This is a genomic window from Draconibacterium sp., assembly GCF_041583095.1.
Lineage (GTDB): Bacteria > Bacteroidota > Bacteroidia > Bacteroidales > Prolixibacteraceae > Draconibacterium.
Genome location: NZ_JBFHGM010000115.1, coordinates 1 through 14,763, shown reverse-complemented (window position 1 = coordinate 14,763; position 14,763 = coordinate 1). Strand labels below are relative to the sequence as shown.

Annotated in this window: 9 protein-coding genes; all 9 read left to right on the top strand. The window is 41.8% G+C overall.

Annotated elements, in window-relative coordinates; genetic code table 11:
* Window positions 1–1,381 (top strand): glycoside hydrolase family 97 catalytic domain-containing protein (locus ABZB17_RS12050; protein ID WP_372650547.1); only part of this gene is annotated, 1,381 nt, incomplete at its 5' end.
* 72 nt (window positions 1,382–1,453) lie between these two features.
* Complete coding sequence (locus tag ABZB17_RS12045; RefSeq protein WP_372650545.1) at window positions 1,454–2,818, top strand: hypothetical protein; 1,365 nt, start codon at window positions 1,454–1,456, stop codon at window positions 2,816–2,818.
* 56 nt (window positions 2,819–2,874) lie between these two features.
* Complete coding sequence (locus ABZB17_RS12040) at window positions 2,875–4,101, top strand: putative glycoside hydrolase (protein ID WP_372650543.1); 1,227 nt, start codon at window positions 2,875–2,877, stop codon at window positions 4,099–4,101.
* Between the two features lie 128 nt (window positions 4,102–4,229).
* Window positions 4,230–5,780 (top strand): sulfatase-like hydrolase/transferase, encoded by a 1,551-nt coding sequence (locus tag ABZB17_RS12035; RefSeq protein WP_372650541.1) that lies wholly within the window; start codon window positions 4,230–4,232, stop codon window positions 5,778–5,780.
* 29 nt (window positions 5,781–5,809) lie between these two features.
* Entirely contained in the window at window positions 5,810–8,554 is a 2,745-nt protein-coding gene (locus ABZB17_RS12030) for a six-hairpin glycosidase (protein ID WP_372650539.1), read from the top strand.
* A 205-nt stretch (window positions 8,555–8,759) separates the two neighbouring features.
* Complete coding sequence (locus ABZB17_RS12025; protein WP_372650538.1) at window positions 8,760–10,208, top strand: sulfatase-like hydrolase/transferase; 1,449 nt, start codon at window positions 8,760–8,762, stop codon at window positions 10,206–10,208.
* A gap of 35 nt (window positions 10,209–10,243) precedes the next feature.
* Window positions 10,244–11,692 (top strand): sulfatase-like hydrolase/transferase, encoded by a 1,449-nt coding sequence (locus ABZB17_RS12020; protein WP_372650536.1) that lies wholly within the window; start codon window positions 10,244–10,246, stop codon window positions 11,690–11,692.
* A gap of 83 nt (window positions 11,693–11,775) precedes the next feature.
* Complete coding sequence (locus tag ABZB17_RS12015; protein WP_372650535.1) at window positions 11,776–13,398, top strand: arylsulfatase; 1,623 nt, start codon at window positions 11,776–11,778, stop codon at window positions 13,396–13,398.
* Window positions 13,399–13,430: 32 nt separating this feature from the next.
* The coding region (locus ABZB17_RS12010; RefSeq protein WP_372650534.1) for an arylsulfatase at window positions 13,431–14,763 on the top strand (1,333 nt) is incomplete at its 3' end.

Genomic DNA, 14,763 nt, shown 5'->3' with positions numbered 1-14,763 from the left:
TCTAAAAATTGCGCTTGCCGAAGCCCGTTTGGTGGATTATGCCCGCTTAAGTTTTGATGCGGGTAAGAAGTTCGAAAACAGTATTGTCTCAAGCCTCGATGGCAAAATAATAGACACCAAACAAGATATGGTAAGTGGTGCGGTTGAAAATGAACGCAGCGAAGGTGCCAAAGTTGAAATGAAGCTTCCATTTAAATCACCCTGGCGTGTGGTAATGATGGGAGGAAATTACGGGCAGTTACTGGAAAACAATTACATTCTTCAAAACTTAAATCCGCCGAGCGAAATTGAAGATGAATCGTGGATTACACCCGGTAAAGTTTTGCGCGAAGGGACGCTTACTACAAAAGGTGGTTTTGCTGCCATTGATTTTGTGGCCAGCCATAACATGCAATATGTGCATTTCGATGCCGGTTGGTACGGAAACGAAATGGACAACGCATCAGATGCTACCACAGTAACATTAGATCCAAAACGTTCGAAAGGGCCTTTCGATATCGAAGCTATAACGGCCTACGCTAAAGAAAAAGGTGTTAAAGTAATGTTGTACGTAAACCGTCGTGCACTGGAGAAACAATTAGACGATATTTTGCCCTTGTTTCAGGAGTGGGGCATTGCCGGCATAAAATATGGTTTTGTGCGCGTAGGCGACCAAAATGCTACGACCTGGATGCACGAGGCTGTGAAAAAAACAGCTGCACACAAAATGGTGATAGATATTCACGACGAATACCGGCCTACCGGTTTTTCAAGAACCTATCCCAATCTCTTGACCCAGGAAGGCATTCGTGGCGATGAGGAAACCGTGCCAAACAGTCATACGCTAATTACCATGTTCACCCGTTCGCTGGCCGGAGCTGCCGACAACACGGTTTGTTATTACAACAGTCGTGTAGAAAAAATGGGGTCGCACGCTTCGCAGCTGGCAAAAACGGTTTGTATTTTTAGCCCACTTCAGTTTTTGTATTGGTACGATAAAGCACCTGCTGCACCTGTAAAAGACGATGCACTTTGGGGCAATACCAACACCATTGGCAACGAGCCAGAGCTGGAATTCTTTAACAATGTTCCAACCGTTTGGGATGAGACAAAAGTGCTGGTTGGCGAAATAGGAGAGAGTGGTGTAATTGCCCGCCGTAAAGGAAACGACTGGTGGATTGGCGGAATAAATGGAGAAACGGCGCGTACTGTTGATCTCGACTTTTCATTTTTAACAGAAGGTGAAAATTATTCAGCAAAAATATACACCGACGATGAAACGGTAGAAACACGCACTCGTGTAAAAATTGAAGAGAAAGAATTGAATGCAGCTAGTTCCATGTCATTTGATGTAAAAGCAAATAATGGTTTTACCATGCATATTCAACAAATTAATAAGTAAAAAAGGCTGGGATGGCATCCCTCTTATTTGTAAAAAAAAGGGGATGCTATCCTTTAAGTTGAAAAAAGAAACATGATAATAAAACTTAAAATATTCATCATCCTAGTTAGCCTTGCAATTGCTTGCCAAGCTCAGGAATTTATTGAAATCGATAACCTTACCGACCTTAATTCCTGTTGTAAAAAAGACAATGTAAAAATCAAACTAAAGCCAGGTAATTACCAAATTGATGATGCTGAAAGTATTCGTTTTATGCAGTTTGCCGGAAACAACTCGCACTTCGATTTGACCGGATGCCGATTTATGATCGACACCAAACTATTTAGCCGCACCGACCTGAAAAAAAGCAACGATGGTAACAGCATGTACTGTGCCATTGAAATTTCCGGGAACAATGTCAAGTTGGAGGGTTTGTATATTGAGACCTACGGTGATCTGCCCGGCAGACAAAGCAAAAACAAGATCTTCAATATTGTGGGTGAGGATGTGACCCTTAAGAACGTTGAAGTAAGAACTGCTGGTTCAAGTCCATGGGGATATGGTTATCTTTATGGTTTGGGTGGTGGCGATGTGCGAAAAATGAATGGTATTCGTGTAGGATACCCTGCAAAAAATGTAAAACTAATTGCATGCAAAGTTCACATGCGCGCCATGGGGCATGCTATTTTTCTGCAAGGGGCTGAAAATACGGTAATAGAAGACTGCCACGTTGATGGGCTGCTTCGTACAACAGATGCAATGCTGGCTGAGACGTCGGGCTATGGTTATGATAGAAAATTTTATGCCGGTAAAGGTGGTTACATCGAGGGAACTACGGTTGCTGAAAATGGAAAAATTCTTCCAGGAGAAATAATTTCTTTAAGCGAAGATGGGATTCGCATGTATCCTGAATATCATGGGCATAAAACAAAAAACACAATAATAAAAGATTGTACTGTTTTTCAAATGCGTCGTGGTATTTGTACGGGCTTAAGCACTTCGGGCGATAAGGTAATTAACTGCCAGGTGCGCGATTGTGTAGCAGCCGGATTTAACGTGGGAAACAACGACACTTTAATCAATTGCAGCGCCAATGCCAGATACGCGGAAGCGCTTTGTATTCCCTACAAAAAAGCGGAAAATGCTTTTGTTGAACTGGAAATTTTAGATAGTCGGAACGGAAAGGCCAATAAACTATTGGCAGCCATAAACGGAACAGGACATAAGGTGATTTTAAAAACCTCGAATCCTGATTTTATTCCTGATTCTTTCAACATTGAATTGTCAACACTTAATGGCTATGCATTTTATCAACGTTCGGGTGTACATGCCACGAATATTAAGTTGAATAATCAAACTCATTGTAAAGTTCTGCTTTTAAAAGGAACAGTGGACGCTAATGTGAAAAGTCAGGGGGAAATAGTCCGAAATACAATCGGGGAAAAAGTTTCTGATTAACGATGTTTAAAAATGAAGTGACTGATAGTATTGTTAAACGAATGAATTTAAAAGATATGAAAAAACAAATTTATCAAACCATGTTTACGCTGATGTTCTTCATATCAGTGGCGTGTTCACATCAAGTAAAAAAGCAAGTTTCGCAGGAAGAATATAGCAAGGAATCTTTGGTTTTAAGCGATGGAAGTCAGTTTGTGGCCAAATCCTATTTTCCAAAATTCAGTTGGGAAACGACCCCGATGTATTATCATTTTGGCGATATCGATCGGGTGTTGGAGCCAGAGGAAGTAAAATTTATAGCCGAAAGAACCGATTTTATTTGTATCGAAAAATCACATGGTTTTAACCAGCTTGGCGACCAGGTGTTGGGCACAAAACACGAAGTGGAAGCGTTTCATCAAATCAAGCCAGAGTCTAAAGTCCTGTTTTATTATAATTCGTATTTGGCATGGCCTTACCCTCGCTTTAATCAAGAATTTACTCCCGAAGGAATTGCTAAAAACCCGGAATTAGCTAAATTTTTGTTTGTAAGTCCGGAGACTGGAAAATTAAGGGAAAAAACCAGGCCAGGATTCTCGTATTATTTTGATGCTTTAAATCCTGATTTTCGTAAATGGTGGATTGAGTCTGCTGCCAAAGGTGTTGAAATATCAGGTGCCGATGGTATTTTTATTGACCGCATGAATGTGGGTTTAAACATGGATTATCCCAATGATAAGATAGTTGAAATAGCCTTAGCCAAAGGTGAAATGATGGCCGGATTAAAGGAAAAAATGGGGCCTGATAAACTATTGATTGGCAACAACGCTGCTGATACCAAAGAGGTTTTTCCGCATTGCGATGGTTTCTTTTTCGAACATTATAATACTACCGTTACCAACAAAGAAAACCTGCTAAAAGAATGGGGCGATATGGAGCGAATTGCTAAAGCGGGCAAATTCTCGATTTATCGTTTTGGTGCAAAAGGTAAAGGGAAAACAGATATAACTGTTGGAGAAACAGATACAGATGGAATGGAAGAAAAATCTCAAAAACAACTGGAATATTACCATGCGTGTTTCCTTATTGGAGCACAGCCGTATTCCTATTTCCAATGGAACTGGGGATGGAATCTAGCCGATGGAAACCTGGTTGATTATCCCGCTTTAAAGAAACCACTCGGGGCACCAAAAGGAGCTTTCAAACGCGTCACTCCCGATGGTTGGCAGTTTACCCGCGAATTTGAACACGCCAGTGTTTGGGTCGATACAGATAAAAAAGAAGCAAAAATAAACTGGCGATAGCGAATCTTTGACGGTTGGCCCTTGTTTGCCAGCAGTGCTGGCAAACAGGGGCTCAATCACTGTAAAAGCTCCCGACTGTTTGAGAGGCTAACATTTATCAGTGATATATTGAAGAAAATAACTTGTAGATGAAATACCGAAAAGAATTAAAGAAACTCATCTCAGTATTGGCCCTAATCCTTCTAGTGGTTGCAGGCCCACGAGATCTATACGCTGGATCGAGAGACAGGCCCAATATCATCTTTCTAATGACCGACGACCAGCGTTGGGATAACATGGGTTGTTATGGTAGGTCCGAGTTCAAAACTCCCAATATCGATAAATTGGCAGAGCAGGGTGTTATTTTCGACAAGGCATATTATGCAGTTGCCATTTGTATGCCCAGCCGCGTAACTATGATGACTGGCCGTTTTAATTCCAATCACCGTGTAGGTTTTGTGGCCCCCGACGACTTTACTTTGTCTCAAGCCGATTTTGAAAAGGGTTATCCGGCTCTTTTAAAGAATGCCGGCTACCGAACCGGTTTTATCGGAAAAGTAGGATTTACTGTTACCGATGAAGGGACTCGCCCCAGTACTCCCAAAGAACATTTCTACAAAAAACACATGGGCAATATTTTTGATTTTTTTGCCGGCACCGAAACCCATGATAGAAATGGCATGGTTACCTGGTCGGAAGATAATGAAGCACTGGAAGCAATTTTTAAAGAGGGACGTGAAAATTCGGGACGAACTCTACGAACTGGTGAAGCCATGTTGCGCTTTTTAGATACGCAACCTGATGATCAACCGTTCTGCCTTTCAGTAAGTTTTTATGCGGTTAAGCACGACAATAACAAGGATATTTACATGCCTCATTTCGAGTACTACAAAGATTTTAATATGTCGGTGCCTGAAAATTGGGAGGAAGATAATTCGGATGATTTGCCTAAGGTAGTGGTTGAAAATGCACGAGGACCACGTTTACATGCACAGCGTTCATCTACCCCCGAGCTTTACCAAAGACTGGTGCGCCGCTTTGCTACACAAGGTTATAGTGTTGATGAGCAAGTTGGTTTATTAGTAAAAAAGCTGAAAGAGAAAGGAATGTTGGAAAATACCATAATTATCTACACCAGCGATAACGGGCGTTTTCAGGGCTCACACGGACTTTTTGATAAGTGTTTACTATACGAAGAATCGGTGAAAGCACCTCTGATTGTATACGATGGTCGTGTACCCGAAAATAAACGTGGTTTCAGGGAAGATGCCTTAATCTCTTCGGTTGATATGGCTCCAACTATTCTTTCGCTGGCCGGTATTGAAGTTCCAAAAGGAATTCAGGGCCATGACTTTAGCGGAATTTTAAACAAAACTCAAGATATGACCCAATGGCGCGATGCTGTTTTTATGGAGGACCTTTTTTTGGTGGATATGTTTCAAGAACGATACAAGGAAAATGTAGATGAAATTAACCAAAAGCTGATTGACGAAAACAAATCTTATCGCAGTCATGGCATACGAACCGATCGGTACAAATATTTTGTGTATTACGAGCACGATCCTAAAATTGAGGAATTATACGATTTGGAGGAAGATCCGCTCGAGCAGAATAATTTGGTCAACAATCAGAAATATAAAGGGGTGTTGAAAAAGTTACGAAAGCAAACCGAAGAAATGTACAACGAAGCTATTCAATAATATCTGACAAAAAGTATAACATAGTAATCATGATAAGAAAACTAAAATTAGTAGCCGTTTTAATAAGTTTCATCAGCTTGGTAAACGCACAAGAAACAATCCAAATTCCACTTCCAAAAGACCTTACACAAGGTTATCCACGTTTGTATATTACTCAAGCCGAAAAAGAGAACCTTGAAGAAACTATTCAGCAGGAAGAATGGGCACAGGACGTTCTTGCCGGAATTCATAAGAAGATTGACACTCATGTTAAACGTCATGTGGATGACCCTGAATGGATGCCATCGCGCCTGATGATGTACTGGAAAACCAAAGCCACGAATGTGTATGTAAACGGAATTTACTATTCCCATGCTGATGGTGAGGCACCGGTGCCAACCGTTCGATATACCGGATCGCGCGATTATACCACCAATTATGCAATGCCCGATTTGGAAGATATTCTTCCGTATATGGACGATGAGCGGGGTTTGTACCTTCGCAATAAAAGCAAAGAGGGCAATCCTTTGGAGTGGGTGGAGCAGTCGAAAACAGGGGGCATACTTCACCGGCACAATGAAAAACTGCTAGGCTTTGCCCGCGATGCCGCATTTCTATATTGGCTCGAAGGAGACGAACGATTTGCCAAATTTGCTTTCGACATTTTCGATACCTACATGATGGGAATGTATTATCGCAACGAACCCATTGATTTGTTAAATGGTCACATTCAAACGCTGGTGGGCATGACTTGTTTCCAGGTAATTCACGAAAAAGGCTTAATCGTGGTTGCCGAACTTTACGACTTCCTTCATCAATACATCGAAAAAAACGAACCGGAGAAAATTGGCCTTTACGATGCTACCATAAAAAAATGGAACGAGAACATAATTCGAAACGGGGTTCCACAAAATAACTGGAACCTGCACCAGGCAAAAACGATACTGAAAGGTGCCATGGTGCTAAAAGACAATAAATTTTATGAGGACGGGAAAGGCCGCGAATATTACATCGATTATATTCTGAATCAAACCTCTGCACGCCAGTGGTCGTTGACCAAATTTATGGATTATGGTTACGACGAAAATAACGGTGTATGGGCCGAGTGCCCGGGCTACTCGCAGGGCGTTACCAAAGACCTCACCAACTTTATTCGCGATTTCGACAATGCTTTCGACCACAATATTCTTCCTTTTGCCCCCGTAATGGAGAAAGCTGTAAAGATGCTGCCGCAATACCTGTTCCCGAATGGGCAGATTGTTGCTTTTGGCGATACGAACTACGGACCACTTTATACAGAGCCCATGAGTGACATGGTGCGTATTGCCCAGAAAAACGGGAATGAATCTTTGGAAGAAGAATTTACGGCCATGTATCGTTTGTTTGAACCAAATGCCGACAAACCTACCCAACAACGCAGGCCGCGGGCAGATATTTCTTCGTTTTTTGCCAGTAAACCCTTAGTTCTAAATCCGGATTACCAGCCAGCTGAAAGAAGCAATTACATCACCCAAACCTTTTACGCTCCAAATGTTAGCTGGCACGTACAGCGCATGGGTTGGGGAACTGATGGAATGATGGTATCGATGAATGGCTCGTTGGGTAATCACATGCATGCTAATGGAATTAACATTGAATTGTATGGGAAAGGCCTTGTACAAGGTGCCGATCCGGGTAAAGGAGCCGGCTATTTGCAACCAATTTACCTGGAGTATTACTCACAGTTTCCGGCACACAACACGGTAATGGTTGACGGCGCATCGTCGTATACCGAAATGTTGAGTTATCACGCTTTCGATTTAATGGGCGAGTACCCCAGGTCGGAACAAAAAACAGGTTACTATCCAAATATTACTTATTCCGATGTTTATTTTTTGGAACCCGAAACCCGTAGCGACCAAAACCGCACAATGAGCATTGTAAAGACCGGTAAAACCACCGGGTATTATGTAGATATTTTCCGCTCGAAAAAACAACGCAAAGGCGATAAATTTCACGACTATTATTACCACAACCTGGGGCAAAGCATGCAGGTGACTGATACCAATGGAAATCCACTTGAATTGACACCGAGCGAAGAAATGGGATTTGCAGGAGGACACCTTTACGCATTGGATTACATGTGGGATAAAAAATCGGTACATACCAGCGAAGATTATGTAGCCGAATGGAAAATTGACAGAGCCGAAGGAGAAGCCGATGTATTCATGAGTCTTTGGATGAAAGGCACTGAAGGACGCGAAGTTTACACGGTTAAATCGCCACCCTGTAAGTCGTTTAAAGACAAAACAGGAATTCCGTACGATGTTGACCACGAGCCATACCTAACCCTGGTTGCCCGCCAGCACAGCGAAGCCTGGGAACATCCGTTTATTTCGGTTTACGAACCTTTTACATCTGATGAGAGGAAAAGCATCGAGTCTATTCTTGGATTTGAAGACGAGAATGGAGCAACAGATTTTGCCGGAATACAAGTGATAAATAAATCAGGTAGAAAGGACTACATTTTCTCTACGTATGACCAAAAAACAGCAAAGTATAAAAACATGCAGACCGATGCTACTTATGCGCTTGTTGGAAACGAAAGGAATGGTGATTTTGTTTTGTTTATGGGGAATGGTACACGGTTAATTGCAAATGGTTTAATTTTTTCTGCAAAAGAAAAAGGGAATTTGATATTTGAGCAAAAAGGAGATGTAATGTATTTAAATAATGAAATGTCGGTTACAATAATCAGTGAAAATAAAGAAATGAAATTTGATAAAGGAGATTACCGAGAAGTACAATTTGAATAGAAATTTTATCAAAAATAATGTCCCCTTCTAAATGGTTTTCTCTCGTGTTTAATGGATGTAACGAAATAAGTGACAGATCAAGTTGAAAGCATAATTCATAAAATGCTAAATATGAAGCGAATATATAATGCATATACACCCAAAAAGAAGATTGTAATGTATGTGTGTTCAAAACGATGTCCTATGAATAAACAATATTAATTGTATGAAATACCTAAATTTAATCACTATCAGTATTCTGTTAAGCAGCTTGTTTTTCGGATGCCAAAAAGAACCTAAACAACCTAATTTCTTATTTATACTGGTCGACGACCAATCGGCATTCGATTTAAAACTTTACAACAGTAACTCTATTCTGGAAACACCAAACATCGATAAACTGGCACAGGGCGGAATGGTGTTTGAAAGTGCCCGCCACATGGGCTCAATGAATGGTGCAGTTTGTACGCCATCGCGCCATATGATTATGAGCGGACGAACGGTTTGGAACCTTCCGGCAAGTGCTTTACATCAAAAACAAACCGATTTTAATCCGATTGATACCATGACCATTGGCGCTGTTTTTAACCGTGCTGGCTACAAAACAATGCGTACTTGTAAAAAAGGAAACTCGTACCCTAATGCCAACAACCAATTTACGGTTGTCCACGATGCGACAAAACGCGGAGGTACCGAAGAGTCGGGTAGTGCCTGGCATGCTAAGCAAGTGCTCGATTATTTGGGAGAAAGAGAGGCAGGTCAGGATGAAGACCCTTTCTTTATCTATTTTGGATTTTCGCATCCACACGACGAACGTAATGGAACTCCTGAGTTATTGGCAAAATATGGTGCCACAAACCATAAAGACAAAGAATCGTTGCCACCAGCTAATCCTAAGCAACCGGAAGTTCCTGTGAATTATTTGTCGGAACATCCATTTTTTCATGGTCACCCAGCCTTGCGCGACGAAGAGCGTGTCCCGGGAGTTTGGAAAAATCGTGATGTGAATACTATCAGTAACGAGCAGGGACGCGAATTTGCTTGCTCTGAGAATATTGACATTCAAATAGGTAAAGTATTAAAAAAGCTGGAAGAAATGGGTGAGTTGGAAAATACTTACATTATTTACACCGCCGATCACGGAATTGCCATCGGTCGGCATGGATTAATGGGCAAGCAAAATCTTTACGAGCATTGCTGGCGTGTGCCCTTTATTGTAAATGGTCCCGGAATTAAAGCCGGTACCCGTGTTGAAGGCAATATTTATTTGTTAGATGTGTTGCCTACACTTTGCGAATTGGCTGGGATCGAGATCCCGGAAACGGTTCAAGGTAAAAGTTTCAAATCAGTTTTAGAGAGTAAGCAGGAATCGGTTAGAGATGTAATGTATGGTGTTTATGCTGGAGGTACCAAGCCCGGTATACGCACAATAAAAAAAGGCGACTGGAAACTAATAAAATACGATATGATGGATGGCGCAGTTCGGGAAACACAATTGTTTAACCTGGCCGAAAATCCATACGAATATTTACCCGAACATGGTAAAACTAATGAAATGCAAACTGATTTAGCAGAGAATCCTAAATATGCCGAGAAGCTGGCCGAAATGGAAGCTCTGCTTTTAGAACAAATGGAAGAACATAATGACCCATATCGTCTGTGGGATCAGAAATAGAAAATTAGTTTTTATAAACACGCTATAAAACATTTATGAAAAATCTAGAAACCATAGCAAGTATTTTGCTGCTAAGTGTAGCTCTTCTATCATGTGAAACTGAAGAAAAGGAAATAAAACCCAACATAGTGGTAATCTTATGCGATGATTTAGGATACGGTGACTTATCCTCATTTGGACATTCTGTTATAGAAACTCCCAACCTGGATAAATTAGCTGAAGAAGGAATTAAGTGTACGAGCTTTTATTCGGCTGCACCGGTTTGCTCACCATCTCGTGCTGGTTTGTTAACCGGAAGAAGTCCAAATCGTGCGGGTATTTACGATTTTATTCCTGGTCCGAAAAGGAGCGAAGATTGCCGCGATATTGTACACTTGCAGGCTCACGAAAAAACTATTCCGGCCATGTTAAAAACGGTTGGTTATTCAACTTGTCTTTCCGGCAAATGGCATTGCAGTTCATACTTTAATTCGGAAAAACAACCCACACCGGGATATTTTGGATTCGACCACTGGTTTGCTACCCACAACAATGCTGCTCCAAGTCATGAAAATCCTAAAAACTTTGTGCGAAATGGCGAAGATGTGGGGCAGTTGGAAGGTTACAGCTGCCAGTTGGTGGTTGACGAGGCTTTAAACTGGCTGAAATGCAAGGAAGGCGATAATCCATTTTATTTGCAGGTTTGTTTTCACGAACCTCACGAACCGGTGGCATCACCACAGGATTTGGTGCAGAAATACCTCCCTAAAGCAGAAAATGAAAACCAGGCAGAATATTTTGCCAACGTTGAAAATATGGACACACAAGTTGGCCGTCTGATGGAATACCTGAAAGAAAATTACAGCGAAAATACGCTCGTTGTTTTCAGTTCCGACAACGGGCCGGAAACTTTGATGCGTTATTCCAGAGCTAAACATTCGTATGGCTCCCCAGGTCCATTAAAAGGTATGAAATTGTGGACAAATGAAGCCGGATTCCGGGTGCCGGGAATATTCTATTGGTTAGGTAAAGAAACCTTTAATGGAACAACAGATGCAGTGGTTTCATCGCTCGATTTTATGCCAACCTTTGCCGAAATTTCAAGCGCAACTTTACCCGATGTTGAACTAGACGGGCAATCGATGACAACTTTGATTAAAACCGGTAAAATGGAAAGATTCAAACCTTTAATCTGGGCATTTTACGATGCTTTGAACGAACGCATGATTGCCATGCGCACAGACGATTGGAAAATAATGTGCTGCTTGAAAAGCGATACTTCCTATGTGGAAAATTTCCATAACATTTACAATGGAAACGAGCAGATGATTAAAGAAGCAGACCTTGCTGATTTCGTTTTGTATAATATGAAAGAAGACATCTCTGAAAGCATCGATGTGTCGGAAAAATATCCTGAAAAATTTGAAGAGTTGAAAACACTTTTAAAATTGGAGTATGGCAAGCTTCTGGAAGGTAGCTTTGTTTGGAGCAGGGAACAAGAATAACAGATTCATTCTTTTGAAAGAGAGAAACGATTGAGAAACGTGTTCGCAAAAATTATAAAGTTATAAGTAATAACTACTTTCAAATGATAAAACAAATTAACCATATAATCATCGTAGTGTTGGCAACACTTACACTCGCTTGCACCCAATCAAGCAACAAGGATCAACTACCCGGCATTAAGAACCACCCCAACATCATTATCATTTACACCGACGACCAGGGATCCGGCGATGTGGGAGCACTAAATCCAAACGCTAAATTTAAAACGCCAAATATCGACCGGTTGGTTAACGAGGGAATAACGTTTACCGACGGGCACAGCAGCGATGCCGTTTGTACGCCATCTCGTTATACCCTTTTAACCGGACGCTACAGTTGGAGAACCTCGTTAAAAAAGGGCGTGCTCGGCGCCGATGGCCCCTGTCTGATCGACAATGGCAGAATGACCATCGCTTCGATGCTAAAAGAACAAGGCTACAACACGGCAATGGTTGGCAAATGGCACCTTCAAATGAACTTTGCGGGGACCAAAGGCAAAAACCGCGACTGGTCGCAACCATTTACCGATGGCCCCATCGAAAAAGGATTTGATTACTTCTTTGGTCTTCCGGCATCCATGAATTATGGTGTGCTTACTTTTCTTGAAAACGACCGGGTTTTAGACCCGCCGACACTATGGACCAAAAAGAAAAAGAATTCAATTCCCGGTTCTTTTCACGATGCAGTTAATCCGGCAGATTATAGAATGACACCTCCATTTATGGAAGAGCCTGAAAGTAAAGGATGGATTGAAGCAGCGCCCTCGTTTAACGACGAGTTGGTGCTGGAAACTTTCGCAGCCAAAGCGGTTGAGTACATTAATGGAGTTGCTGATGATGCAAAAAATGGTAAGCCTTTCTTTTTGTATTTCCCGGTAACCAGCCCACACTTGCCCCATTGCACCCATCCCGATTTTCGGGGACGAACCGAATGTGGTAATTATGGCGATTTTATGGAAGAAACCGACTATCGCGTAGGACAAGTGTTGGATGCCATAAAAGAAAACGGGCTGGAGGAAAATACACTCGTCATTTTTTCATCAGATAACGGCGCTGAAACTAATTATGCGTATTGGCGGGATACATACGGGCATTACAGTAGCTTAAATTTTAAAGGCGGAAAGCGCGATATTTACGAAGGAGGACATCGTGTGCCGTTTTTAATGCGTTGGCCGAAAGTAATTAAGCCCGGAAGCAAAGTTGATGTTCCGGTTTGCCAATCTGATTATCTGGCAACCATAGCCGATATTGTTGGGATTGAAATTCCTGAAAATGCTGCTGAAGACAGCTATAGTTTGTTGCCTTTGATTTCAGAAAATACCCCGGAAGGAGAATACCAGACCGATCGCGCAATCATTCATCATTCGGCAAGTGGTTATTTCGCCATTCGCAAAGGCAAATGGAAACTAAACATGTTACGTGGTTCCGCAGGTTCACTCAAGCCAGTGTTTATCGAACCTGCTGAAGGGGAAGCGCCTTACGAACTTTACGACATGGAAAATGATCCGGGCGAAACCACAAACCTGTATTTTGAACACCCTGAGATTGTAGAATCGCTAAAAGCTGAAATCACCGAAATTATTGAAACCGGTAGGTCGACTGATGGTGCTCCACAATCATTTGTAAAAGACAACTGGGAGCAGGTATCCTGGATGGAATTGCAGTAAGGAACGAATAAAATCAATTAATAAAAGTTATTATGAACCTAATAAAAGTAACAACATTCCTTCTCATTGTTCTAGGATGGAGTGTGAGTAGTGCTGAGGTGCTGGCTCAAAATAGTACTAAACAGAAACCAAACATTATTTTTGTTATTACCGACGATCAGGGAATGGGCGATTTGGGGTGTACCGGAAATCCATACATCAAAACACCAAACATCGATAAATTTTATACCGATGCAGTGCGTTTTACCAACTACCATGTGGGAACCACCTGCGCTCCAACACGAAGTGGAATTATGAGCGGCCGACACTGTAACCGCGTAAACGTTTTTCACACCATTATGGGACGTTCTATTCTTTTCGAAGATGAAGTTATATTGCCTCAGATACTTGCGCAAAACGGTTATACTAATGCCATGTATGGGAAATGGCATCTGGGTGACAATTACCCGTACCGACCAGAAGACAGGGGGTTTCACGAAGTGGTACGCCATGCCGCCGGAGGAATTGGCCAGGGACCCGATTACTGGATGAACGATTACTTTGCCGATACATATTGGCACAACGGAGTTGAGCAGAAATATGAGGAATACTGTACCGATGTATTCTTCTCAGAAGCGTTGGATTTTATCGAGAAAAACAAAGACCGTCCGTTTTTCTGTTACCTTTCAACCAATGCCCCTCACTCGCCATACAATGTTCCGAAAGAATATTACGATATGTATGTTGGTAAAGAAGAGTATAAAGATCTGAACGAAAGGATGCTTCGGTTTTACGGAATGATTACCAATATTGATGACAATTTTAAAAAGCTGGAAGATAAGCTTGATGAGCTGGGTTTAACCGATAATACCATTTTGATTTTCACGACCGATAACGGAACTTCGGCTGGCCGCTCAACTTACAATGCCGGATTAAAAGGTGGAAAAGGAAGTCAGTTTGACGGTGGCCACCGCGTGCCATTTTTTATTCGCTGGCCCAACGGGCAAATTACAGGCGGAAAAGATATTGACAACCTGGTAGCGAATTACGATTTGCTCCCAACCTTTGTTGATTTGCTTGGCCTTGATTTTAATCCGGTAAAACCATTGGATGGAAAGAGCCTTGCTCCTTTAATGACGCAGGAAAATCCGGAATGGCCCAACCGTATATTGTACATCGATACACAACGTGAGCAAAATTTGGTTAAATATAAAGCCTATTCGGTGATGGACGACAACTGGCGCTTGATTGATGGTAACCAGCTCTACAACATTACCAGTGACCGTGCCCAGGAAAATAATGTTATCGAAGAATATCCTAAAGTTGCTGCGCGTTTGGCTGAAGGTTATGAACGTTGGTGGCAATCGTTTTTAGATGAAGGGGTGG

Coding starts and splice junctions, on each gene's coding strand:
- ABZB17_RS12045 (WP_372650545.1), top strand. CDS start 1,454: ATGATAATAAAACTTAAAATATTCATCATCCTAGTTAGCCTTGCAATT.
- ABZB17_RS12040 (WP_372650543.1), top strand. CDS start 2,875: ATGAAAAAACAAATTTATCAAACCATGTTTACGCTGATGTTCTTCATA.
- ABZB17_RS12035 (WP_372650541.1), top strand. CDS start 4,230: ATGAAATACCGAAAAGAATTAAAGAAACTCATCTCAGTATTGGCCCTA.
- ABZB17_RS12030 (WP_372650539.1), top strand. CDS start 5,810: ATGATAAGAAAACTAAAATTAGTAGCCGTTTTAATAAGTTTCATCAGC.
- ABZB17_RS12025 (WP_372650538.1), top strand. CDS start 8,760: ATGAAATACCTAAATTTAATCACTATCAGTATTCTGTTAAGCAGCTTG.
- ABZB17_RS12020 (WP_372650536.1), top strand. CDS start 10,244: ATGAAAAATCTAGAAACCATAGCAAGTATTTTGCTGCTAAGTGTAGCT.
- ABZB17_RS12015 (WP_372650535.1), top strand. CDS start 11,776: ATGATAAAACAAATTAACCATATAATCATCGTAGTGTTGGCAACACTT.